The 22,965-nt window shown below is 70.6% G+C and carries 17 protein-coding genes; 6 read left to right on the top strand and 11 right to left on the bottom strand.

The window, feature by feature from the left end; genetic code table 11:
- Positions 1–6: 6 nt before the first annotated feature.
- Together VZQ01_RS29155 and VZQ01_RS29150 are read right to left on the bottom strand one after the other, a co-directional pair.
- Entirely contained in the window at positions 7–552 is a 546-nt protein-coding gene (locus VZQ01_RS29155) for a hypothetical protein (protein WP_223748039.1), read from the bottom strand.
- Between the two features lie 87 nt (positions 553–639).
- The gene (locus VZQ01_RS29150; RefSeq protein ID WP_426745274.1) at positions 640–1,755 is read right to left on the bottom strand and encodes an RNA polymerase factor sigma-32; all 1,116 of its coding nucleotides are present in this window, start codon (positions 1,753–1,755) and stop codon (positions 640–642) included.
- 68 nt (positions 1,756–1,823) lie between these two features.
- Between VZQ01_RS29150 and VZQ01_RS29145 the strand changes: the two genes are divergently transcribed.
- Positions 1,824–4,253, top strand: coding sequence for a DEAD/DEAH box helicase (locus VZQ01_RS29145; protein ID WP_223748037.1), 2,430 nt, complete (start codon positions 1,824–1,826; stop codon positions 4,251–4,253).
- A gap of 130 nt (positions 4,254–4,383) precedes the next feature.
- Here the strand turns inward: VZQ01_RS29145 and VZQ01_RS29140 are convergent, their stop codons facing one another.
- The gene (locus VZQ01_RS29140; RefSeq protein WP_223748036.1) at positions 4,384–4,881 is read right to left on the bottom strand and encodes a helix-turn-helix domain-containing protein; all 498 of its coding nucleotides are present in this window, start codon (positions 4,879–4,881) and stop codon (positions 4,384–4,386) included.
- Positions 4,882–4,974: 93 nt separating this feature from the next.
- Between VZQ01_RS29140 and VZQ01_RS29135 the strand changes: the two genes are divergently transcribed.
- The 4 genes from VZQ01_RS29135 (at position 4,975) to VZQ01_RS29120 (ending at position 15,247) form a co-directional block, all read left to right on the top strand.
- Complete coding sequence (locus tag VZQ01_RS29135; RefSeq protein ID WP_223748035.1) at positions 4,975–6,204, top strand: Glu/Leu/Phe/Val family dehydrogenase; 1,230 nt, start codon at positions 4,975–4,977, stop codon at positions 6,202–6,204.
- A 127-nt stretch (positions 6,205–6,331) separates the two neighbouring features.
- Positions 6,332–7,549, top strand: coding sequence for a threonine ammonia-lyase (gene ilvA, locus VZQ01_RS29130; RefSeq protein ID WP_426745273.1), 1,218 nt, complete (start codon positions 6,332–6,334; stop codon positions 7,547–7,549).
- 49 nt (positions 7,550–7,598) lie between these two features.
- A complete protein-coding gene (locus VZQ01_RS29125) occupies positions 7,599–9,038 on the top strand; it encodes a peptidase MA family metallohydrolase (protein WP_141323531.1) in 1,440 nt (479 codons plus the stop codon).
- Between the two features lie 119 nt (positions 9,039–9,157).
- A complete protein-coding gene (locus VZQ01_RS29120) occupies positions 9,158–15,247 on the top strand; it encodes a DUF6982 domain-containing protein (protein ID WP_426745272.1) in 6,090 nt (2,029 codons plus the stop codon).
- Between the two features lie 163 nt (positions 15,248–15,410).
- On the opposite strand, the gene VZQ01_RS29115 is transcribed toward VZQ01_RS29120, so the two are convergent.
- Positions 15,411–16,025 (bottom strand): YceI family protein, encoded by a 615-nt coding sequence (locus tag VZQ01_RS29115; protein WP_223748544.1) that lies wholly within the window; start codon positions 16,023–16,025, stop codon positions 15,411–15,413.
- 33 nt (positions 16,026–16,058) lie between these two features.
- On the bottom strand, positions 16,059–16,934 hold the full coding sequence (locus VZQ01_RS29110) for a dioxygenase family protein (RefSeq protein ID WP_223748543.1): 876 nt from the start codon (positions 16,932–16,934) through the stop codon (positions 16,059–16,061).
- A gap of 141 nt (positions 16,935–17,075) precedes the next feature.
- On the opposite strand from VZQ01_RS29110, the gene VZQ01_RS29105 reads away from it, so the two are divergent.
- Complete coding sequence (locus tag VZQ01_RS29105) at positions 17,076–18,713, top strand: sigma-54-dependent Fis family transcriptional regulator (RefSeq protein ID WP_141323539.1); 1,638 nt, start codon at positions 17,076–17,078, stop codon at positions 18,711–18,713.
- Positions 18,714–18,723: 10 nt separating this feature from the next.
- On the opposite strand, the gene VZQ01_RS29100 is transcribed toward VZQ01_RS29105, so the two are convergent.
- The 6 genes from VZQ01_RS29100 to VZQ01_RS29075 all read right to left on the bottom strand — a co-directional run bounded on the left by VZQ01_RS29100 (position 18,724) and on the right by VZQ01_RS29075 (position 22,936).
- Positions 18,724–19,461, bottom strand: a complete 738-nt coding sequence (locus VZQ01_RS29100; protein ID WP_223748542.1) for a DUF1751 domain-containing protein — start codon at positions 19,459–19,461, stop codon at positions 18,724–18,726.
- 143 nt (positions 19,462–19,604) lie between these two features.
- Positions 19,605–19,808, bottom strand: coding sequence for a hypothetical protein (locus VZQ01_RS29095; protein ID WP_046715756.1), 204 nt, complete (start codon positions 19,806–19,808; stop codon positions 19,605–19,607).
- A gap of 217 nt (positions 19,809–20,025) precedes the next feature.
- Positions 20,026–20,244: a hypothetical protein gene (locus VZQ01_RS29090; protein ID WP_141323581.1), complete on the bottom strand. Its 219-nt coding sequence runs from the start codon at positions 20,242–20,244 to the stop codon at positions 20,026–20,028.
- A gap of 32 nt (positions 20,245–20,276) precedes the next feature.
- A complete protein-coding gene (locus VZQ01_RS29085; protein WP_223748541.1) occupies positions 20,277–21,473 on the bottom strand; it encodes an acetyl-CoA C-acetyltransferase in 1,197 nt (398 codons plus the stop codon).
- 66 nt (positions 21,474–21,539) lie between these two features.
- Entirely contained in the window at positions 21,540–22,187 is a 648-nt protein-coding gene (locus VZQ01_RS29080) for a hypothetical protein (protein ID WP_223748540.1), read from the bottom strand.
- 92 nt (positions 22,188–22,279) lie between these two features.
- A complete protein-coding gene (locus VZQ01_RS29075; protein WP_426745271.1) occupies positions 22,280–22,936 on the bottom strand; it encodes a 2-hydroxychromene-2-carboxylate isomerase in 657 nt (218 codons plus the stop codon).
- Positions 22,937–22,965 lie beyond the last annotated feature (29 nt).

Here is a 22,965-nt window from a genome sequence, read left to right as displayed (position 1 = left end):
CCTGGTTCAGGGGTACTCGAGCGCCGCCTGCTGCGCCAGCCGGCCGGCCGCGTCGGGCTCGATGCGCCGCAAGAGCTCCAGCTCCAGCTCCAGGTCCCTCGCGTAGCTCTGCTGCGTGGGCAGCACGCCGGTGGTGTTGGCGTTGGCGCGCGCCACGGCCTGCTCCTCCTGCGCGCGGGCGGAGCCTCCCTGGGCGATTCGCTGCTCCACGTTGCCCCCGCCGATGGCCTGCGACATCCGGTTGCCGCGCATCACCCGGAGGATGCTGCCGCCGTTGGGCAGCGTGTGGCCCTCAATCAGGAAGCGCGAGGACGACGTGGGCCCCAGCGTGCCGCCCCCCGCGTCGCGCCACTCCGTCTCCAGCACGTAGCGGCCCGGCATCTCCTTCCAGGAGTAGCCCTCCTTCTGGAGGTGCGCCTTCACCTCCGGCCACAGGTCCGGCAGCGTGCGCTGGTAGACATGGCTGGCCGCCTTGTCGCGCTGGTAGTTCTCCCGGAGCGAGCGGGAGCACCCCGCCAGCAGGCACAGCACGACGACGAGCAGACTGCGCATGGAGCAACCTCCGACCCGCGGAGACGGGGGCGCCCAGCATAACGCCCCCACCTCTCCACCGGGCAGCCCCCCGCCCGGGCCGGTCCGTCAGCTCTTGGGCGTGGCCACCAGGTCGAAGTCCGGGATGTGTTCGCGCATGAACTCCCGCATCCGCGCAATCAGGGCGGCTTCAATCTGGCGGGCGCGCTCGCGGCTGACGCCGTACTTGTCGCCGATGTCCTGCAGCGTCAGGGGCTCGTCGGAGGTGAGGCGGTTCTCGAAGATGAAGCGCTCCTTGCCCTCCAGCGTCCGGGAGAACTCGGCGAGCTTCTCGCGGAACAGGGCCTTGAGCTGCTCGGCGCCCAGCCGCTCGTCGGCGGGCACCGCGCCCGACGGCAGGTAGCGGTCCGCGCGCGTGGCCCGCGAGCCCTCGTCGTCCCCGCCCAGCGGCGCGTCGATGGACACCTCGTCGTGCCCCAGCCGCTGGTCCATCTCCATCACGTCCTGCTCGGAGACGTTGAGCCGCTCCGCCAGCAGCTTGGGGCTCGCCTCGAAGCCCTGGGCGATGAGCTTCTCCTGCTCCTGGCGCAGCTTGAAGAAGAGCTTGCGCTGGGCCTCGGTGGTCCCCAGCTTCACCATCTTCCAGTTGTCCATGATGTAGCGGAGGATGTACGCCCGTATCCACCAGGCCGCGTAGCTGGAGAGCTTCACGCCCCGCTCCGGGTCGTACTTCTTCACCGCCTGCATCAGCCCGATGTTCCCCTCCTGCACCAGATCCAGCAGGGACAGGGGGTTGCGGTGGTACTCGTGGGCCAGCTTCACCACCAGCCGCAGGTTGGAGGCCACCAGCCGGTACGCCGTCCTGACGTCCCCCGTCTCGCGGTAGTGCCGCGACAGGGCCAGCTCCTCCTCGCGCGTCAAAAGGGGGTGGCGCGTCACCTCGGCCATGTAGGCCTGCAGCGGGTCCCGGTTGGACAGCCCCGACTCGCTCGCCCGGACCAGGGCCTGGGGGGGCGCGGGCCGGGGAGCGGCCTCCTCCTCGGGCTCCACGTCGGTCAGCTCGGCCTCGTCCGGCTCCAGGGAATCCGGGTCTGGGGAGGCCTCCACCCCGGTGTCCTCGACCTCGGCGTCGACGGTATCCGCCCTGGCGGGGGCGCTCGCGGGCGCCCGCTTCGCCCGGCGTCCGGGCGACGTTCCTTTGGTTCTCTTCCCTCCACTCGCCATCGGCTCTCCATACCCCAAAGTGCCGCGATTGTTGCCAGAGGGTAATGCAGGGGCTATGCCCCTGCTTGATGAGCGACATCCAAGAGCCCACCGCGCCGGGCAGCCCGGCCACTGACGAAGCCCCGACGCGTCCCGCCGAATACATCGCGGACATCGGCTTCGACGACATGAATCTGTCCGAGCCCCTCCGCCGCGCGCTGGCGGAGCGCGGCTACACCCACCCCACCCCTGTCCAGGCGCGCGCCTTCCGGCCCGCCATCGAGGGAAAGGACCTGATTGTCCGCAGCAAGACGGGCACGGGGAAGACGGCCGCGTTCGGCCTGCCGCTGCTGGAGAAGATTCCCGCGGATGAGAAGCGCGTGCGCGCGCTCATCCTCTGCCCCACGCGCGAGCTGGCGCTGCAGGTGGCGGAGGAGCTGACGCTCCTGGCCAAGTACAAGGGCGTGAAGGTGGCGGCCATCTACGGCGGCGCCTCCATGAAGCAGCAGGAGGACGCGCTCGAGGAGGGCACGCCCATCATCGTGGGCACGCCCGGCCGCGTGTTCGACCACATCAACCGCGGCAACCTGAAGCTGGACGGGTGCGACCACGCGGTGCTGGACGAAGCCGACGAGATGCTCAACCAGGGCTTCTACGAGGAGGTCACCCGCATCCTCGACCGCCTTCCGAAGTCGCGCCAGGTGCTGCTCTTCAGCGCCACCGTCCCCACGGACATCCAGAACCTCATCGCCCGGTACACGACGAACGCGGAGACGCTCTTGCTCTCCGGCGACGTCTTCACCGTGGAGCACATCCACCACGTCCGCTACGACGTGTCGGACGCCTTCCCCAAGCCGCGCAACCTCATCTACATCCTGGAGAAGGAGGAGCCGCCCAACGCCATCATCTTCTGCAACACGCGGGATGACACGGCGCTGGTGACGGCGGTGCTCAACCGCAACGGCTTCGACGCGGAGCTGCTCAACGGAGACCTGCCGCAGAAGGAGCGCGAGCGGGTGATGGGCAAGGTGAAGCGCGGCGAGGTGGCCTTCATGGTCGCCACGGACATCGCGGCGCGCGGCATCGACATCTCCGGGCTGGAGTACGTCATCAACTACTCGCTGCCCGAGGACCCGGCCGTCTACCTGCATCGCGTGGGCCGCACCGGCCGCATCGGCAACAAGGGCACGGCCATCAACCTCTTCTCCGGGCGCGAGCTGGCCACGTACACCGCGCTGGAGAAGAAGTACGGCATCAAGTTCGACAAGCAGGAGATGCCCGCCCCCGAGGAGGCGATGCGCCTTTGGACCGAGCGCCACGTGCGCGAAATCCAGGAGGCCGCCGGCGGCTCGATTTTCGAGGGCTTCCTGCCCCTGGCCGCGCAGTTGAAGAACCGCCCCAACGCGGATGACCTGGTCGCGTTCCTGCTCAAGTACTTCTTCAGCCACCTGCGCATGGAGAAGCTGCAGGCGGCCCAGGAGACGGAGCGCCGCGAGCCCGCGCCCGAGCGCAAGTCCAGCGGCGGCGAGGGCCGTCGTCGGGACCGCGAGGAGCGCGGTGGCCGGGGCGAGCGTCGTGAGCGCGAGGACCGTCGCGAGCGCGGTGAGAAGCCCATGGCGCGTCCGGAGCATCCGGACCGCGAGCGCCGTCCGCGCCGCGACGAGCCCCGGCGGGAGCGTGACTCCGGCCGTGGCGGCGCCGCCGCGCTGGAGGCGGGCCCCGGCGAGGCGAAGCTGTGGGTGAACCTGGGGACCGCGGATGGCCTGGGGCCGGGCAGCATCGCCACGGCGCTGGAGGACGCGGGCGCGCCCCTGGGGAAGGTGGTGCGCGCGGAGCTGCGCCCCACGTTCGCGTACGTCTTCGTCGCGGAGGAGGACAGCGCGGCGTTCGAGACGCTCAACGGCAAGCAGCACGGGACGAAGACGCTGCGCGTGGAGAAGAGCAAGCCGCGCACCGAGCGTGAGCCCGGCACCCGTCCGCCCCCGTCCCCGGACGCGGGCCCCGGCGAGGTGAAGCTGTGGACCAACCTGGGCATGGACGACGGGATGGACGAGGCGAAGCTGCCCGCCGCCCTGGAGGCCGCGGGGGCTCCCGCCGGCAAGGTGCTCAAGGCGCTGCTGCGCCCCACCTACGGCTACGCGTACGTGGCCGAGGCGGACGCGGCGGGCTTCGAGGCGCTCAACGGCAAGCAGCACGGCGAGAAGGTGCTGAAGATTGAACGGCACCGTCCGCGCGGTTCACGCGAGGAGCGTCGCCCGCGTCACGAGGCGCTGCCGGACCTGCCGGGCCAGGTGCGCCTGTGGGTGGGCCTGGGCAAGCAGGACGGCCTGGACGAGGCGGGCGTCACCAGCGCGCTCGAGGCCGCCGGGGCTCCGGCCGGCAAGGTGGTGCGCATGGACCTGCGCCCCACGTACGCGTACGTGTTCGTCGCGGACGAGGACGCCGCGGGCTTCGAGGCGACGCACGGCAAGCAGCACGGTGAGCGCACGCTGAAGGTCGAGCGCGCTCGCAAGAAGTAGTCGCACCGCATGGGCGTCCGGCGGGCCTTCGGGCCATGCCGGACGCCATGGGCGCGGAGGGCTCGGACAAGGGCCCCGCGCGAGGCGTGCCGCGCGTCAGTCCCAGGCGGGCCGTGCCCAAGCCCTCCTCTCAGGGTTCCTCGGACGCGGCGGCCTTCCTGCGCCGCTCCCGGTGGTAGTGCGCGGTGCACAGGCCCCGGGCCAGCACGGGCCGCTCGCAGCCCGCTTGCGAGCACGGGACGGGCTCGGGCCGCGCGGGCCGCGTCGCCGACGGGCCGCCGCTGAACATCACCTCCGCCACCTCGAGCAGCCGGTCCACGTCCGGACGGGAGAGGTGACGGGTGCGCGCGAAGCCCTCCAGCCGGTGGCCCCCGGCGTCGTCCACGTCCTCCACCCGGAGCAGCTCCCACAGGGGCATCTCCAGCGCGGAGGCCACCTGGAGGAGCGTCTCGTAGCTGGGGCTGCGCTCCCCGCGCTCCAGCAGCGACGCGAAGGACACGGAGATGCCGCACCGGACGGCGAAGTCCTCCTGGGTGAGGCCCCGGCGCTCCCTCAGCGCGCGAATCCGTCGGGCCAGGCCCTGCAGGTGTCCGTTCACCGTGGAAGCATCCGGGGGACCGGGTGACATGGCAGTTTCCTATGGTAGCGCACCCCTTCTGTTAAGGTCTCGCGCGCGGTGCGGGCCCACCCGGGTCCACCGCCACCAGGAGCCCTGCGAATCATGAGCGCCGTCGAGGGTACCAACTACTACTTCCGCAAGGCCGCGCGGATCATGGACGTGGGAACCCCCATCGAAACGCTGCTCGCCACGCCCCTGCGCGAGGTGAAGGTCCAGGTCTCCATCGAGATGGACTCCGGGGAGATTCGCACCTTCCTCGGCTACCGCATCCAGCACGACAACAGCCGCGGCCCCATGAAGGGCGGCCTGCGCTACCACCCCGCGCTGAACCAGGACGAGTCCTCGTCGCTCGCGTCGCTGATGACGTGGAAGACGGCCGTGGTGAACGTGCCCTACGGCGGCGCCAAGGGCGGCATCGCGTGCGACCCGTCGCAGCTGAGCCTCAAGGAGCTGGAGCGGCTGACGCGCAAGTTCGTCGACCAGATCCAGGACGTCATCGGTCCCACGCGGGACATCCCCGCCCCCGACGTCAACACCAACCCCCAGGTGATGGCGTGGATCATGGACCAGTACTCGCGCTACCACGGCCACTCGCCCGCCGTCGTCACGGGCAAGCCGCTGGAACTCTACGGCTCCAAGGGCCGCGAGGCGGCCACCGGGCGCGGCCTGTTGTACGTGTGCCGTGAAATCCTGAGGGATTTGGGCCTGCCGGTGAAGGGCACGCGCTTCGCGGTGCAGGGCTTCGGCAACGTGGGCAGCCACACCGCGCAGCTGTTGTGGGAGGACGGCGGCGTGGTGGTGGCCGTGGCGGACGTGCTGGGCGGCATCCGCAACCCCGCGGGCCTGGACATCCCGTCGCTCTTCGAGCACGTCAAGCGCACCGGCACGGTGACGGGCTTCACGGGCGGCACGGCGTGCACCAACGAGGAGGTGCTCGCGGCCGACTGCGAGGTGCTCATCCCCGCGGCGCTGGGCCACGTGCTCACCCGCGACAACGCCAACCATGTCCGCGCGCGGCTCATCATCGAGGGCGCCAACGGCCCCACCCAGCCGGAGGCGGACGAAATCTTCGAGAAGCGCGGCATCTTCGTGGTGCCGGACGTGCTCGCCAGCTCCGGCGGCGTCACGGTGAGCTACTTCGAGTGGGTGCAGAACCTCCAGCACCTGTCCTGGGAAGAGGACCGCGTCAACGCGGAGCTGGAGAAGACGATGAAGGAGGCCTACGAGCGCGTGGCGCAGATTGCCCGCTCGCGCAAGGTCTCCATGCGGACGGCGGCCTACATCCTCGCCATCGGCCGGGTGGGCAAGGCCACCGTGCTGCGCGGCATCTGATACTCCGGGCGCCCGTCCGTCCCCCGGGCGGGCGAGCCTGCCGCATCGCGGCAACGCGTCGGGGCCCCAGGTCCGGTGCAGGCTGTCCCTTCCGCCCGGGGCGCGCTTCCGCTAGACGCGCACGCTCATGGTCACCCTCCAGGACATCCTCACCGCGCGGGAGCGTCTGCGCGACGCCATCCGACCCACGCCCTGCCCCGCCTCGGACTACTTCACCGAGCGCACCGAGTGCGGCGCGGTGTACTTCAAGCTGGAGAACCTCCAGCGCACCGGCGCCTTCAAGGAGCGCGGCGCGCTCAACAAGCTCTTGACGCTGTCGCCGGAGGAGCGCCAGCGGGGCGTCATCGCCGCGTCCGCCGGCAACCACGCGCAGGGCGTCGCGTACCACGCGCGCCGGCTGGGGGTGAAGGCCACCATCGTCATGCCGGAGCGCACGCCGCTCATCAAGGTGTCTCGCACGCGCGACGACTACGGCGCGCGCGTGGTGCTCAAGGGCACCAACTACGACGAGGCCTACGCGGAGGCGCTGCGCATCCAGCAGGCCGAGGGGCTGGTCTTCGTGCACCCCTTCAACGACCCGCACGTCATCGCGGGCCAGGGCACCATCGGCCTGGAGCTGCTCGAGCAGTGGCCGGACGTGGAGGTGGTGCTGGTGCCCATCGGCGGCGGCGGGCTCATCTCCGGCATCGCCTGCGCGCTGAAGGAGAAGAAGCCCGGCATCCAGGTCATCGGCGTGCAGACGTCCACCATCGACAGCATGAAGGCCTCCGTCGCGGCGGGGAAGCTGATGGAGCTGCCGGCGGCGGGGACCACCATCGCGGACGGCATCGCGGTGAAGCGGGTGGGCGAGCTCACCTTCGAGATGGTGCGCAAGTACGTGGACACCATCGTGTCGGTGGACGAGGAGGAGATCGCCGCCGCCATCCTCACGCTGCTCGAGCAGGAGAAGAGCGTGGTGGAGGGCGCGGGCGCGGTGGGCGTGGCCGCGGTGCTCAACGGGCACGTGCCCCAGGCGAAGGGCAAGCGCACCGCCATCATCCTGAGCGGCGGCAACATCGACATGAACGTCATCAGCCGCATCATCGAGCGGGGCCTGGTGAAGGCGGGCCGCCTGGTGCAGCTCGAGGTGCGGCTGCCGGACCGGCCCGGCATGCTCGCGCGGCTGACGACGCGCATCGCGGACCTGAGGGCCAACGTGGTGGACCTGCACCACGAGCGCGCCTTCTCCAAGGCGGGGCTGGGCGAGGCCATGGTGGAGGTGACGCTGGAGACCACGGGCCCCTCTCACATCCGCGAGCTGGAGCAGGCCCTGGAGGAGCTGGGCTGGCAGGTGGCCCGGAAGTAAAGGGAGGGGGCCTTGCACGCGGCCCGAGGGGGTCGGCCATACTGGGCCCATGCGTTCCCTGCTCGTCGCGCTGCTGGTCGCCGCCACTCCGCAAACCCCCGCCCAGAAGGCGAAGGAGCTCTCCGGACAGAAGGCCTGGGAGGAGCTGTACCTGGCCTTCTCCTCCGGTGACGCGACGGCGGTGCCCCCCGAGCAGCGCGCCGGGGTGTCCGGCGCGCTCGTGAAGGGCTGCCAGGCCCTGCTGAAGGACGACGCGGTGATGGCGTACTCGCTGGGCGAGCGCGCCGTGGTGTTCCAGGAGTCCGCTCCCGCGCTGCGCTGCCTGGCGAGCGCGGCCCGGAAGACCGAGCAGCGCGCCGCGGCCGAGGCGACCCTGGTCAAGGGCGTGACGCTCTTCCCCAAGGACGGCGCCTTCCCGCTGGAGTTGGGCAAGCTGCTGCTGGAGGAGCAGGACTCGGCGGGCGCCCAGGCGGCGCTGGAGAAGGTGCCCCCGCGCAGCCGCGAGGCCGCGGAGGCGAAGAAGCTGCTCCAGCAGGCGCGGCAGCAGACGCTGCAGGAGGACTCGGCGCGGGCGGAGGCGTCGCGCATCGAGAAGAAGCTCGGGGGCTCCCCCTCCCGGGGCGCTGAGACACGGCCGGCGAGCGCCCAGGCGGGCGACGACTCCACCGTCGTGGCCCTGGAGACGCGGCCAGGGATGAGCGTGCGCACGCCGCGCGTCGGCTTCGAGTCCGGCGTGAACTCCCTGGGCATGCGCGTGCGCGCCAACAGCCGGTACGTCATCACCTACTTCAACAACGACCGGGACTTCGCCCAGCGCGCCGAGTACGAGGGCCGCATCGTCGAGATACTCGATACGGCGCACCACTTCGTCCAGAAGGTCCTGGGCGAGACGCGTGAGCAGCCCGTGACGGTCGTCCTCTACACGTCGGCGGAGTTCCGCGTCGTGTTCGGTGACAGGGTCGCCAACAGCGTCGCGGGCATCTACAAGACCAACGCCATCCACATCAACAACGCCGCCGAACTGAACAGCCAGAACAAGGCGACCATCGTCCATGAGTACGTCCATGCCGTCATGGCGGAGATCTGCGGCAGTGGTGACCTCGACACGGCCTTCCTCCCCATGTGGTTCAGCGAGGGCGTGGCCATGTTCGTGGAGTGGAAGTACCTGGACATCCCGGGCCCCACCCCGGACATGATGGAGCAGATTCACGCCCTCCTCTCCACGTCGGACGTTCGCGTCATGAGCCTCCGGTCGATGACGAAGATCCCCCCTATCCGGATGGGGAACGCGGGGATGGCGTACGACATCTCCGGACTGGGGGTTAAGGAGCTGATGCGCCGTGAGGGGGCCTACCGCCTGATGACCCTCACCCGAGCCGTATGCAGGGGCCGGGGGCAGCCCTCCTTCGAGAAGGCGTTACTGACCCACTATGGGATGACCATGGATGACCTCGAAAAAGAGGTCGAGGAGTCGGTCCAGAAGAGGTAGCGGCCGGGCAAGCTCGGTCCATTTGGTTTACCCCTCCCCGGGAGTCACCTACACTCGCAGCCCCCCCATTTGCGCTGCGACGGTAACCGGGCAGTCCGCCGTCCGCAGCAAGGTGACGGATGTCGGACACGCGCGCGGCAATGAGAGAGTTTCGCTTCCTCGACGAGAAGCGAAAGCTGGGAAGCCTGTCTCCCGTGGAGGAGGCTCGCTGGGGTGAGCTGCGTGGTCTCCTCGGCATCCAGGATGCGCCCGCCGACGCCTCCGCGTGGCAGCAGCCGGAGGCCGCGCCCCAGGGCTACTACGGCGCCGATGGCCAGTGGTACGCCTACCCCGCCGGCTACGACCCCAACCAGGCCTATGCCCAGCAGGCCCAGGGCTACTACGGCGCCGACGGCCAGTGGTACGCCTACCCCGCCGGCTACGACCCCAACCAGGCCCAGGGCTACTACGGCGCCGATGGCCAGTGGTACGCCTACCCCGCCGGCTACGACCCCAACCAGGCCTACGCCCAGCAGGGGTACGACCCGAACCAGGCCTACGCCCAGCAGCCGTACGATCCGAACCAGGCCTACGCGGGCTACCCGCAGCAGGGCTACGACCCGAATCAGGCCTACGCGCAGCAGGGCTACGACCCGAACCAGGCCTATGCGCAGCAGGGCTACGACCCGAACCAGGCCTACGCGCAGCAGCAGGGGTATGATCCGAACCAGGCGTATGCGCAGCAGGGGTACGATCCGAACCAGGCCTATGCGCAGCAGCAGGGCTGGGCTGGGCAGGACCCGAGCGCCTACGCGCCGCAGCCCGCCGCCGAGCCGGAGAACCTGCACCTCAGCTCGGACGACATCGACATCCCGGCGCTGAGCGAGCCCGCGCCGTGGATGGCGCCCGCCGCGACGCCCGAGGTCAGCGCGCCCGCCTCTGACGCCACCTCTTTCGAGGACGTGCTGGAGGTCTCCGAGGCGGAGGTCGCGTCGGGGTCCGAGGCGGCGACGCCCGTGGAGGTTCCGACGAGCGCCGAGGATGACTTCAGCGCGCTGGGTGGCGCGGAGGAGCCCGCGGCCGCCGCGCAGGTGCCCGAGTCTTCGCTCGAGTCGTCCTTCGCTGACCTCTCCCTGGAGGTCGAGACGACGCCGGACGTCGCCGAGACGCCGGTGCTGGAGGCGCAGCCCGTCGAGGAGACCTCGCTCGAGTCCTCCGATGTGGAGGTTCCCTCGTCCGAGGTCGAGCTGCTCGATGCCTCGGCGGAGAGCGAGCCGGTGCTCGCGGAGGACCTCTCGTCGGCCCCCGTGGACGAGGCGTGGGCCTCGGCTCCGCTGGCGGTGGATCCACTCGAGTCCTCGCCGACGGAGGTCGCCGACGCGAACGACATCATCGATGTCGGCGCCATGGAGTCCGCCGAGCCCATCGCGCTCGACGCGGGTGATGTGGCGGAGGAGTTGGTGCTCGAGGCCTCGGAGGTGAGCGACGCGTCGTCCTCCACCGTGGAGCTCTCGGCTGGGGACGTCGATGCGGGCACGGCCGAGGAGATCTCGCTCGACGCCTCCGACGTCAGCGAGGTGTCCGCGTCCACGGATGACACGGCTGCCTCGACGCAGCCTGAGCCCACGCAGGAGGCGACGGACGCCGAGGTGTGGATGGCCTCCACGGCCACGCAGGCGACCTCGGGCGAGGACGGCGCATCCGCGGGCGAGTCGCCCACGCTCGACGTCGCGGAGGTTGGAGCGGAGGCGGTCTCGACGACGCCGCTGCCCTTCAGCTCGAGCACGGTTCCCTCGTTGGAGCTTCGCTCCGTGCAGGTGGGACCCGACCTCCAGGCGGACACCATCGAGGTCGACACGGAGGCCGCGCCCGCGTCGCAGGATGCGTTCGACCTGAGCGGCAGCCCCGAGGAGGCCGTTCCCCTCGCGACCGCGGGAGACTTCCTGGAGCCCGGGCAGTTCACCGCCTCGGCGGAGCGCAGCCTGGACCTTCCGGCCTACGGCGGCGCGGAGGAGGACTGGAGCACGCAGTCGAGCGAGCTGGAGCCGCTGGCCAGCAGCGCGGGCATGGCGTCACAGACGACGGGCGGCGCGGAGTGGTCCTCCAGCGAGGCGCCGGCCGAGGGTGGTTCCGCGGAGTGGAGCGCGGCGGCGCAGGGCTCGGAGGTCATCGAGCTGCAGCCGGAATGGGCTTCGGCCAACGCCGAGGCCGCGCAGCCCACCTGGGACGCGACGGGAGAGCAGACGGCGGAGGCCGCATCGACCGAGTGGTCGACGTCCGAGGCACAGCCCGAGTGGAGCGCGACGAGCGAAGGCGCTTCGGCGGGCGAACTCGCGGCGACCACGTCATCGGAGTGGTCGACGGGTGAGGCGGGAGCAGAGGCCCCGGCGACCGACGCCGCGGCGGACGCGACCTCGGCCGCGTGGAGCGCGTCCGAGACGGAGCAGGCACACGACACGTCGGAGAACACCGCCGCGCAGTCCGAGTGGGCCGCCACGGAAGAGCTTCCTGCTGACGCCGTGCAGACGGATGAGTCCGCGCCCGTGACGGAGTCGCCTGGAGCGCAGCCCGAATGGATGGCGGCCGAGGAGCTTCCCGCGGACACCGTGCAGTCGGAGTGGTCTGCGTCCTCCGCGCAGACGCCTGATACGCAGGCTGAGTGGGCGGCCACGCCGGAGATTGCTCCGGACGCGGTGCAGACCGACGGGTCTGCCTCGTCGACGGAGACGCCTGCCGCGCAGCCCGAGTGGGCCACCACGGAAGAGCTTCCCGCCGATGCCGTGCAGGCTGAGTGGTCGGCCACGTCGACGGAGACTCCCGCCGCGCAGCCCGAGTGGGCCGCTACGGAAGAGCTTCCCGCCGACGCGGTGCAGGCCGAGTGGTCCTCGTCCACGACGGAGACTCCCGCCGCTCAGCCCGAGTGGGCCGCCACGGAAGAGCTTCCCGCCGATGCCGTGCAGTCCGAGTGGTCGGCCACGTCGACGGAGACGCCTGCCGCTCAGCCCGAGTGGGCCGCCACGGAAGAGCTTCCCGCCGACGCCGTGCAGTCCGAGTGGTCGGCCACGTCGACGGAGACGCCCGCTGCGCAGCCCGAGTGGGCCGCTACGGAAGAGCTTCCCGCCGATGCCGTGCAGGCCGAGTGGTCTGCCACGTCGACGGAGACTCCCGCCGCGCAGCCCGAGTGGGCCACCACGGAAGAGCTTCCCGCCGACGCGGTGCAGGCCGAGTGGTCTGCCACGTCGACGGAGACTCCCGCCGCGCAGCCCGAGTGGGCCACCACGGAAGAGCTTCCCGCCGACGCGGTGCAGGCCGAGTGGTCCTCGTCCACGACGGAGACTCCCGCCGCGCAGCCCGAGTGGGCCGCCACGGAAGAGCTTCCCGCCGACGCCGTGCAGTCCGAGTGGTCTTCGTCCACGACGGAGGCACCTACCGCTCAGCCGGAGTGGGCTGCTACCGAAGAGCTTCCCGCCGACGCCGTGCAGGCCGAGTGGTCTTCGTCCACGACGGAGGCACCTGCCGCTCAGCCCGAGTGGACCGCCGCCGAAGGACTTCCCGCCGACGCCGTGCAGGCCGAGTGGTCCGCCACGGAAGAGCTTCCCGCCGATGCGGTGCAAGCCGAGTGGGCCGCCACCTCGACGGAGACGCCCGCCGCCCAGCCCGAGTGGGCCGCCACCGAAGAGCTTCCCGCCGACGCCGTGCAGTCCGAGTGGTCCGCCACGTCGACAGAGACGCCCGCCGCCCAGCCCGACTGGGCCGCCGCCGAAGAACTCCCTGCGGATGCGGTGCAGGCCGAATGGTCTTCGTCCTCGACGGAGACGCCTACCGCGCAGTCCGAGTGGGCCACCACGGAAGAGCTTCCCGCCGATGCGGTGCAAGCCGAGTGGGCCGCCACCTCGACGGAGACGCCCGCCGCCCAGCCCGAGTGGGCCGCCACGGAAGAGCTTCCCGCCGACGCCGTGCAGTCCGAGTGGTCCGCGACAGAGGCGAGCGCTCCGCAGCCCGAGTGGGAGGCGACGCCGGAAATTGCCCCGGACGCCGTGCAGGCAGAGTCATCCTCCTCGACAGATGTAATTGCCGCGCAGCCCGAGTGGGCGACCACGCCGGAGATTGCCCCGGACGCCGTTCAGACGGAGTGGACTGCGTCATCAACGGAGACGCCTGCCGCGCAGACTGACTGGTCTGCCGCGGAAGAGCTTCCCGCGGACGCGGTGCAGGCCGAGTGGTCTTCGTCCACGGCGGAGCCCCCTGCGGCGCAGCCTGAATGGGCCGCCACGGAAGAGCTTCCCGCGGATGCAGTGCAAGCCGAGTGGTCCGCCACCTCGACGGAGACTCCCGCCGCTCAGCCCGAGTGGGCTGCCGCCGAAGAGCTTCCCGCGGATGCGGTGCAGACTGACTGGTCCGCGACCTCCGCGGAGACTCCAGCCGCGCAGCCCGAGTGGGCGGCCACGTCGGAGCTTGCTCCAGACGCGGTGCAGACCGACTGGTCTGCCTCGTCGACCGCCGCGCAGCCCGAATGGGCCGCCACCGAAGAGCTTCCCGCGGATGCGGTGCAGCCCGAGTGGTCCGAGACCTCCGCGGAAACTCCCGCCGCGCAGCCCGAGTGGGCGGCGACAGAAGAGCTTCCCGCGGACGCCGTGCAGACCGATTGGTCCGCATCCTCGACGGAGGCGCCTGCCGCGCAGCCCGAGTGGGCCGCCGCCGAAGAGCTTCCCGCGGATGCGGTGCAGCCCGAGTGGTCCGCCACGGAAGAGCTCCCTGCGGACGCCGTGCAGTCCGATTGGTCCGCAGCCTCGACGGAGGCTCCTGCCGCTCAGCCCCACTGGTCCGCCACCGAAGAGATTCCCGTGGACGCGGCGCAGCCCGAGTGGGCTTCCACGCCGGAGATTGCCCCAGACGCGGTGCAGACCGACTGGTCTGCCTCGTCAACTGCCGCGCAACCGGAGTGGGCCTCCACGACGGAAGAGCTTCCCGCAGACGCCGTCCAGGCCGAGTGGTCCGCCAACGCCACGGCGGCCCCCTTCGAACAGTCCCAGTGGTCCGCGACGCCGGAGATTGCGGCGGACGCCGTGCAGACCGATTGGTCCGCGTCGGCCGCAGAGTCCCCCACCGCTCAGCCCGAGTGGTCCGCCACCGAAGAGCTCCCCGCCGACGCCGTCCTCTCTGAAGAGCCCACTGCTTCGACCGAGCCCCCCACGGCTCAGCCCGAGTGGTCCGCCACCGAAGAGCTCCCTGCCGACGCCGTCCAGGCCGAGTGGTCCTCGACCGACGCGCCCCACACGGCTCAGCCCGAGTGGTCCACCACCGAAGAGCTCCCGGCCGACGCCGTCCAGTCCGAGTGGTCCTCCGCCCAGGACTCGTCGACCTGGAACAACACCGCCACGGAGGAGCCGTCCAACGCGCAGGCCGAGTGGAGCGAGGCCCCGGTCGACGTGGAGCCGATGGTCGAGCTCTCCGCCACCGAGCAGCGCCCAGCCGAGCCCATCCAGGCCGAGGAGGTCTCCTGGGCCGAGGAGCAGCCCGCCGCGCCCGCCTCTTCCTGGCAGGCTCAGAACGGCCACGCGTTCGGCGCCCCCGCGACGGACCTCTCCGCCTCCATCGAGGAGGAGGTCCCCGTCGAGCTCGAGCAGGAACAAGAGCAGGAGCTCGCCGAAATCGAGCTGGTGGAAGAGGCCCCCGAGCCCACGCCGACGCCCGCCACCGCCGTGGCCGCCGCGGCGATGAGCGCGGCCCTGCGCTCGCCCTACCCCGCGCCTCCCGCGCGAGCCACGCCCTCCCTGGCCTCGAGCCCGCAGCCGCTCGCCGCCGTGAGGGAGCCGCTCTTCGCCGCCGCCGTGCCCCTGCACGCCGACTCCATCACCTCGTTCATCGAGGGCGAACACCGCGTCATCATCCACACCGTGGAAGGCCAGGTGAAGCGCGGCACCATCCGCGACGCGGACCTGCTCGACGAGGTCATCTGCCTGGAGCAGCAGAGCGGCTTCGCCCCGGAGCAGATTCCCGGCAAGCGCGTGAAGGCCATCTTCTTCATGCTCCCCGCCGGCGCGCGTCAGCCCCAGGCCGAGGGCCAGAAGATTCGCGTCACCTTCAACGACGGGCGCCAGGTCGCGGGCTTCTCCCAGGACTTCAAGAGCACCACCCCGGGCTTCTTCGTCGTCCCCGCCGACCAGCGCACCAACACCGCGCGCATCTTCATCTACCGCGCCAGCGTGCAGGCCGTCGCCGAGGGCTGAAGCCCTCCACGCAAGCCACACCCGAGGGGCCCCACCACCGTGGCGGCCCCTCTTTCATTTCCGCGCGCGCGCCGACACGAGGCGCCCACGCACGAAACGAAGAAGGGCCCCCACACCGTGGAGGCCCTTCATTCACTTCAGTCGCTGTCGAGCGACCCGCGGACTACTTCTTCGCGGGGGCGGCGGCGTCCGCCTTCTTCGTCAGGGACAGGTCCAGGTTCACGGTGACTTCCTCACCCACCGCCACGCCGCCCGTCTCCAGCGCCGTGTTGTAGGTCAGGCCGAAGTCCTTGCGGTTCAGCTTCGTCGTGGCGGACACGCCCGTGCGGGTGTTGCCCCAGGGGTCCTTCGACTCCTTCGACGGGCCCGTGACGTCCAGGACGACCGGCTTGGTGACGCCGTGCATGGTCAGGTTGCCGGTGACCTTCAGCTTGCCCTCGCCCGCCTTCTCCACCTTCGTCGACTTGAAGGTGATGGTGGGGTACTTCGCCGTGTCGAAGAAGTCCGGCGCCTTCAGGTGCTCGTCACGCTTGGCGTTGCCCGTGTTCACCGTCGCCGCGTCGAGCGTGGCCTCCACGGTGGACTTGGTGATGTCCTTGTCGTCCAGGTTCACCGCGCCCTGCTTGATGTTGAACGAGCCCGTCACGTTCGACACCATCATGTGCTTCACGGTGAAGCCCGCGCTGGAGTGGGCCGGGTCCACGTCCCACGTGGCGGCAAAGGCGAGGGACGGCAGGGCCACCAGCAGGGCAATCGCGCTCTTCAGGGTCGTCTTCATAGGGGTGTGCTCCTCGAATGATGAACTGCGGGTTCAGGCGCGCAGCGCGAAGCTGCGCATGGACAAGGTTCCGTGATGGAAGCCCTCGAACACGGGGGTGATGCGGTCTTCGGGGAGGGCGGCTCCGAGGACGAAGTACAGCGGCAACAAATGCTCGGCCCTTGGATGCGCGAGCGTCGCATTGGGTGCATCCAACCATGATTGAAGCCCCGTGAAGTCGCGCGCCTCCAACTTGTTCGCGACCCACGTGTCGAACGACTGCGCCCACGGCTCCGGGGACGCATCCTTCTCTCGGAAATTCACCCGGCGCAGGTTGTGGACGATGCCACCACTGCCCATCAGCAGCACGCCTTCTTCACGCAGCGGCCGCAGCACCTCGCCCATCCTCGCGATGTCCGCCGCGCGCGCGCCCAGCGGCATCGACACCTGCACCACCGGCAACGTCGCGCGTGGAAACGTGTGGAGCAGCGGTACCCACGCGCCATGGTCCAACCCGCGTTCGCCGTCCGCGACGGCCTCGAGGCCCGCGGACTTCAGCCGGCCCACCACGTCCGTGGCCAGCGCGGGCGCGCCCGGCGCCGCGTAGCGAAGCTGGTACAGCGCGCTCGGAAAACCGTGGAAGTCATAGACGAGCGGCGGCCGCTCGCTGGCGGTGACGCGCACCTCGCCGGGCGTCTCCCAGTGCGCGGAGACGACGACGAGCGCCTTCGCCGTGGACACGCCCTCACCGAAGCTCTTGAGCGCCCGCGGGTACGCGTCCGTGTCCAGCGCCACCATCGGCGAGCCATGGGAGACGAAGAGCGCGGGGGCCTTCGCCTGCCCGCTCGCGGAGCCCGTGCCCAGGGCGCCCGCCACCCCGGCCGCCGCCATGCCCTGCAGCACTCCTCGCCTGTCCAAGCCGCCTCCCATGATGGCGCCTTCTACTGCAACCCCAGGACCAACGTCCCCGGGATTCCAACCCCCTGAAATGACTCCCACCCCACAACCTGTCGTGCAGGAAACATCTCAAAACGATAGAGAGAGGCATCACTTTGGAAGGAGCGGGACACCGTGGCGGGTCAATTCGAGCTGGGGCTGGGCGAGCTCTTGTCCTTCGAACCGGGGGGCGGGCTCATCCACTTCGCGGGGCAGCGGGTGCTGCTCATGGACCCGGTGGCGCTGGGACTGCTCCGCAAGGAGCTGGTGAACCTGATGGGCATGACGGCCGCGCGGGGCATCTTCACGCGGCTGGGCTACGCGCACGGCTGGCGCACGGCGGAGGCGATGAAGGGGGCGGTGCCCTGGACGGATGAGTCCCTGTGGCGCCGCGCGGGCGGGCGGCTGCACACGCTGCAGGGCCAGGTGCGGGTGGAGCGGATGGAGCGCAAGCCCGAGGAGGGCCCGGAGCCCTTCGCCGAGGCGCAGTGGCGCGACTCGTACGAGGCCGAGCAGCACCTGTTGCACCTGGGCCGCGCGGACCACCCGGTGTGCTGGAGCCTCACCGGCTTCGCGTCCGGGTACATGAGCTACGTCAACGGCCGGGAAATCTACTGCACGGAGCTGCGCTGCGTGGGCCAGGGGGACGCGGCGTGCCACATCGTCGGCCGCCCCTCGGAGGAGTGGACCACCGAGTGCAAGGAGGTGCTGCGCTTCTACGAGACGCAGTGCATGGAGGGCGTGCTCGCGCAGGTGACGGACGCGCTGAAGCAGGCGGAGCGCAAGCTGCGCGCCAAGCGCCAGTCGCTCGCGCGCGTGGGCGTGACGGAGGACCCGGCCGGCATGGTGGCGCGCGCGGAGGCCATGCAGCGGGTCATCAACCTGGGCCGCCGCGCGGCGAAGGTGGACTCCACGGTGCTCGTCACCGGCGAGAGCGGCGTGGGCAAGGAGAGAATCGCCCGCCTCATCCACGACGAGTCCACGCGCGCGCACAAGGCCTTCGTGGCCGTCAACTGCGCGGCCGTCACCGAGAGCCTCCTGGAGAGCGAGCTGTTCGGCCACGTGAAGGGCGCCTTCACCGGCGCGACCCACGACAGGCCGGGCCTCTTCGAGGCCGCGCACGGCGGCACCCTCTTCCTGGATGAAGTGGGCGAGGTGCCGGCCTCCATGCAGGCCAAGCTCTTGCGCGCGCTGCAGGAGAAGGAGGTGCGGCGCGTGGGAGAGAACACCAGCCGCAAGGTGGACGTGCGCGTGGTGGCCGCCACCAACCGCGACCTGAGCGAGGAGGTGAAGTCCGGTCGCTTCCGCCAGGACCTCTACTACCGCCTGCGCGTCATCGAGCTGCGCATCCCCCCCTTGCGCGAGCGGCGCGAGGACATCCTGCCCCTGGCCCGGCTGCTGCTCGCCGAGGCCGCGGAGCGGCTGGGCCGCAAGGTGTCGGGCCTGTCACCGGACGCGGCCGACCAGCTCCTGCGCTACGAGTGGCCCGGCAACGTGCGCGAGCTGGGCAACGCCCTGGAGCGCGCGGTGGCCCTATGCGAGGGCAGCCGCGTGGAGCGCGAGGACCTGCCGGAGGAGGTCCGCGCCGCGCCGCCCAGCCTCATGCCCAGCGGCAACCCGCGCAGGCTCGAGGACATGGAGAAGGAGTACATCCTCGCGGTGCTGGCGCAGAACGCGGGCAACCGGGCGCGCACCGCCGAGCAGCTCGACATCGGCGTGGCCACGCTCTACCGCAAGCTCAAGCAGTACGGCCACCCGGAGGCGGCCCACTGAGCCCTTCGGCTCAGTTCAGGTACTGGTCGCGGTCCGGCTTGTCCTTGTTCCTGCCCACCACGTGCAGGTGCTTGGAGCGGTCCTTCAGCTGTCGCTGCAGCCGCCAGTGCTGCAGCTGCAGCATGAACCGCTTGGGGCTGGCGCCCTTGACGTAGGCGAACACCAGCAGCAGCGCGACGACGTGCGGCAGCTGGCTCAAGAAGCCCGCCGTCAGCACGCGCAGCACCACGAAGCCCGCGCCGATGCCGGCGAACGCGTTGCCCGACAGGGGGATGCCCCAGAAGTTCGTCTGCCCCTTGCCGATGACCAGGCCGTAGGCGACCCACAGCACCGAGCCCATCACCCAGCCGCCCTGGTAGCCCGCCGGCAGCGGCATGAAGAGCCCCACCACGCCCAGCACGAAGCCGGCGAGCGCCGTGCAGCCCACCGCCACCATCAACAGCCGCTTCGAGCCCCAGTAGCTCTCCAGCCACCCGCCGATGGACCACAAGAGCAGCGCGCCGAAGAGGATGCTGAACGGCTCGCTCTCGATGAAGGCGTAGGTGAAGGGCTGCCAGAGGAAGAGGTTGCCGAAGACGGTATTGGGCGACAGCAGCAGGAGCAGGCTGTTGCCCGCGCCCTGGTAGCGCAGCACCAGGAAGAGCACGGAGCCCGCCACCAGGCCCACCGCCAGCTTGGACGCCGTGGTCTCCAGGCCGGGGACCCCACCACCGCCACCCCGGCCGCCGAAGCTGCGCATCGGTCGCATTCATTCCTCCACTACGGGCTCGACAAGTCGACCAAAGGTGGTGGAACCCCGCCGGCTTCGCAACCCCAAACGACGAAGGGCGCCCCACCCGGTCCCGGGAGAGCGCCCTCGTACGTCGACGTCCAGCGTCGAGAACCGCCGAATCAGGCCGTCTTCGCGCGGTAGAAAATCGTGATGGTCAGACAGTGGAACTCCTTGTCCGAGGACTGGGTCACCACCTTGTCCACCACCTCGATGTTGACCAGATTCTCCTTGAGCCACTTGGTGATGTTCTCACCCATGTTCTCGCGATCACGCGCGAGCGTGGTGGAGAACACCTTGACTCCCGTGAAGCTCGTAACGCCCATTCCGACCCTCGTCTCAAGCTGAGATTCTGGACGTTTACCCCGAGACGATTCCGCTATCAAGAAACGGGCCCGATTTACCGGCCTTGAGCGGTCCTGGCGGCCCCACCCCGACCCCGCGTGGCGCCAGGGCTCCCACCGTCACGCAGTCGACAACGGGTGGCGGCGCTGCGGGCGAGGGCCTCGCGCGGGTGGACGCCCCGCCAGGCCCCGTGTCGGGTCACGGGCGCGAGGCGGCGGCCCGGCGGTTCTGGCAGGAGACCTCGTCCTTGCAGGCCGGGCCGATGCCCTCCGGGTGGGCGGTGAGGGGCGTCTTGTCGCTCTCCTCCACGCCGCACACGACGCACTTGCGCTTGCGGTTGCGGCGCTCCGCCCGACGCTGCTCGGCGATGGCCTTGGCCCGCTCGCGGGCCGTCTTCGCATCCACCTCGTTCGTCATCTCGCGTCCCGGTTGGAAGTCGTGTTCGGGCATCAGAGCGCCTCGACCAACACGGCGATGCCCTGACCGCCCCCGATGCAGGCGGAGCCGATACCATAGCGTCCACCGCGACGCTTGAGCTCATAGACGAGCGTCGTGGTGATGCGCGCGCCGGACGCGCCCAGCGGGTGGCCCACCGCGATGGCGCCGCCGTTGACGTTGGTCTGCTCGCGCGGCAGCCCCAGCTCCTTCTCCACCGCCAGGTACTGGGGCGCGAAGGCCTCGTTCACCTCGAACAGGTCCACATCGGAGAGCTTCGCCTGCGCGCGCTCCAGCAATTGGCGGATGGCGGGCGCCGGGCCGATGCCCATCACCTTCGGGTCACACCCGGACACGCCCCAGTTCACCAGCCGGGCGATGGGCTTCAGGCCGTGCTTCTGCACGAAGCTGCCCGTCGCCATCACCATGCTGCCGGCGCCGTCGCAGATGCCGCTGGCCGCGCCCGCGTGCACCACGCCGTCCTTCTTGAAGACCTTGGGCAGCTTGCGCAGGCCCTCCACCGTGGTCTCCGGGCGGTTGTGCTCGTCCTTGGAGACGACGACGTCGCCCTTCTTCCCCTTGAGGGTGATGGGCGCGATTTCATCCTGGAAGCGGCCCGCCTCCTGCGCGGCGGCGAAGCGCTTCTGCGTGAGCACCGCGTACTCGTCCACCTGGTCCTGGGTGAGCGCGTAGTCCACCGCGAGCTGCTCGGCGGTGAGCGCCATCGGCTGGCCGGTGTAGCTGTCCGTCAGCGCCGTCCACAGCATGTCCTCCAGGCTGCCCTTGCCCAGCGGCAGGCCCCAGCGCGCGCCGCGGATGACGTGGGGCGCCTGGCTCATGGACTCGGTGCCGCCGGCCAGCACGCAGCTCGCCTGCTCGGTGAGCATCAGCTCCGCCGCGGTGACGAACGCCTGGAAGCCGGAGCCGCACAGGCGGTTGACCCCCAGGGCCGGCACGGGGACGGGCACGCCCGTCTTCAGGCCCACGTGGCGGGGCAGGTAGATGGCATCCGCGCTCGTCTGCACCACGTTGCCGTACACGACGTGCTGCACCAGCTCCGGGGACACCTTCGACTGGGCGAAAGCGGCCTTCGCGGACTCCACGGCCAGGTCGGTGGCGCTCAGGTCCTTCAGGCTGCCGCCATAGGTGCCGAACGGGGTGCGCTTGCCGGAAAGAAAGAAGATTTCCTCGGTCTTGGACACGCTCTTCATGGTGCTCGTCTACCTACTCCCAAGGGGCGCGCGGTGCACGCGCGCAGTGATGGTCCTGGCGGGGTTTCAGGCCGCGCGCCGTCCCAGGAAGGCGCTGGCGACGATGGCAAGCGCCATCACCGTCCACAACAGCCCTTGCAGGTTCTGCCGGCGGATCTCCTTCCGGCCGAGCCCGCGATACCAGGAACGTCCGGCCTCCACCCGACCTTCCCACGAGAAGTCGCTGGCGGGCGTCAGGCCCTCCATGCGGCGCAGGTGGGCGCGCAGCAGGCGTTCGGGCGGAGCGTCCGCCAGTGAACCGCTCCGGTAGACGCCGGGCACGTCGAGCGCGGGCCGGCGATAACCGGCGGTGATGACGAAGCCTTCCGGGGCCAGGGGGGTGAGGAAGTAGAGGCGGGGCTCGCCGTCCGCCGTCTGGTACACGGTGGCGAAGACGCGCTCGGTGGGGTGGGCCCAGTCGTAGGAGCGCGTGGCCTTCTGGAGCGGCGGCTTCTCCTCGTGGCTGCCGAGCGCCACGAAGCCCAGGGCCTGCAGGTGGATGGAGACCTGCGCCAGCTCCAGGGGCAGGTCCATCTGGTCGGCGGGCGCCTCGGGCTCCACGCGGACCGTGTGGGGGAAGAGGAACAGCACGGCGCGCCAGAAGTTGAGCGCCAGGAGGACGATGGCGAGCACGAGACCCGCGACGACGATGCCCAGCTCGGCGAGGACGTTCATTCGGTGAGCACCTGGAGACGTGGCCCGCCCCTGGGGCTTGGGCCAGCGGGGCACCCTAGCCCAAACTCCAGGTGCTTTCGCACCACCCGCGTTCAGCGTCGGGAGGCGGTCGACGGCAGGGAGCGCCAGCGCTCCAGGTCGACGCCCTTGAGCGGATCCTTGCCCTCGAGGAAGCGCTCCAGGTGCCCCAGCGAGTCGACGCCGAAGAACAGCTCGTCGCCCACGAGCACGGTGGGCACGCCGAAGGCGCCCGCGGCGATGGCCTCCTCGGTGTTGCGGCGCAGGCGGTCCTTGATGTCCTGGCGGCCGGCGGCCTCGAGCAGCGCGGGGGCATCCAGGCCCGCGGCGCGGAGGGCCACGGTGACCTGCTCGGGCGACTCCACGCCCTTCCCGCCGCCCCAGGCCTCCGCGTAGAGGGCCGACACCAATCGGGCGCGGGCCTCCAGGTCATCCACGGCGGCCGTCACGCGCAACGGGAGCAGCGGGACGAAGGGATGCGAGGGAGGAGGGTCGAAGGGCACGCCCAGCTCGTGGGCGATGCGGAAGGTGTGCTTGAAGATATAGCCGCGCTTGGCGGGGACCTCGGCGGGGCCGATGTTGCCGGTGGCGTTGAGCACGCCCGCGAGCAGCACGGGGACGGGCTCCAGCACGCGGCCATGGCGCGCGGCGAGGGCGGGCATGCGCGTCCACGCGAGGTAGGCGTAGGGGGAGAGATAGTCGAAACAGAAGCGCAGGGGCGGGAGGGCCATGCCGCGCACTCTACCCTCCTGGCGCCGGC

It is taken from the genome of Myxococcus faecalis (assembly GCF_050039385.1).
Taxonomy (GTDB): domain Bacteria; phylum Myxococcota; class Myxococcia; order Myxococcales; family Myxococcaceae; genus Myxococcus; species Myxococcus fulvus.
Note: the sequence above shows the minus strand (reverse complement) of the source record. Positions and strands in the feature narration are given on the sequence as shown.

Excerpts from the sequence above, each read along its gene's own strand:
- VZQ01_RS29115 (WP_223748544.1), bottom strand. The coding sequence starts at position 16,025 with ATGAAGACGACCCTGAAGAGCGCGATTGCCCTGCTGGTGGCCCTGCCG.
- VZQ01_RS29145 (WP_223748037.1), top strand. The coding sequence starts at position 1,824 with ATGAGCGACATCCAAGAGCCCACCGCGCCGGGCAGCCCGGCCACTGAC.
- VZQ01_RS29110 (WP_223748543.1), bottom strand. The coding sequence starts at position 16,934 with ATGGGAGGCGGCTTGGACAGGCGAGGAGTGCTGCAGGGCATGGCGGCG.
- VZQ01_RS29155 (WP_223748039.1), bottom strand. The coding sequence starts at position 552 with ATGCGCAGTCTGCTCGTCGTCGTGCTGTGCCTGCTGGCGGGGTGCTCC.
- VZQ01_RS29135 (WP_223748035.1), top strand. The coding sequence starts at position 4,975 with ATGAGCGCCGTCGAGGGTACCAACTACTACTTCCGCAAGGCCGCGCGG.
- ilvA (WP_426745273.1), top strand. The coding sequence starts at position 6,332 with ATGGTCACCCTCCAGGACATCCTCACCGCGCGGGAGCGTCTGCGCGAC.
- VZQ01_RS29080 (WP_223748540.1), bottom strand. The coding sequence starts at position 22,187 with ATGAACGTCCTCGCCGAGCTGGGCATCGTCGTCGCGGGTCTCGTGCTC.
- VZQ01_RS29140 (WP_223748036.1), bottom strand. The coding sequence starts at position 4,881 with ATGTCACCCGGTCCCCCGGATGCTTCCACGGTGAACGGACACCTGCAG.
- VZQ01_RS29125 (WP_141323531.1), top strand. The coding sequence starts at position 7,599 with ATGCGTTCCCTGCTCGTCGCGCTGCTGGTCGCCGCCACTCCGCAAACC.
- VZQ01_RS29085 (WP_223748541.1), bottom strand. The coding sequence starts at position 21,473 with ATGAAGAGCGTGTCCAAGACCGAGGAAATCTTCTTTCTTTCCGGCAAG.
- VZQ01_RS29090 (WP_141323581.1), bottom strand. The coding sequence starts at position 20,244 with ATGACGAACGAGGTGGATGCGAAGACGGCCCGCGAGCGGGCCAAGGCC.
- VZQ01_RS29095 (WP_046715756.1), bottom strand. The coding sequence starts at position 19,808 with ATGGGCGTTACGAGCTTCACGGGAGTCAAGGTGTTCTCCACCACGCTC.
- VZQ01_RS29150 (WP_426745274.1), bottom strand. The coding sequence starts at position 1,755 with ATGGCGAGTGGAGGGAAGAGAACCAAAGGAACGTCGCCCGGACGCCGG.
- VZQ01_RS29075 (WP_426745271.1), bottom strand. The coding sequence starts at position 22,936 with ATGGCCCTCCCGCCCCTGCGCTTCTGTTTCGACTATCTCTCCCCCTAC.
- VZQ01_RS29100 (WP_223748542.1), bottom strand. The coding sequence starts at position 19,461 with ATGCGACCGATGCGCAGCTTCGGCGGCCGGGGTGGCGGTGGTGGGGTC.
- VZQ01_RS29120 (WP_426745272.1), top strand. The coding sequence starts at position 9,158 with ATGTCGGACACGCGCGCGGCAATGAGAGAGTTTCGCTTCCTCGACGAG.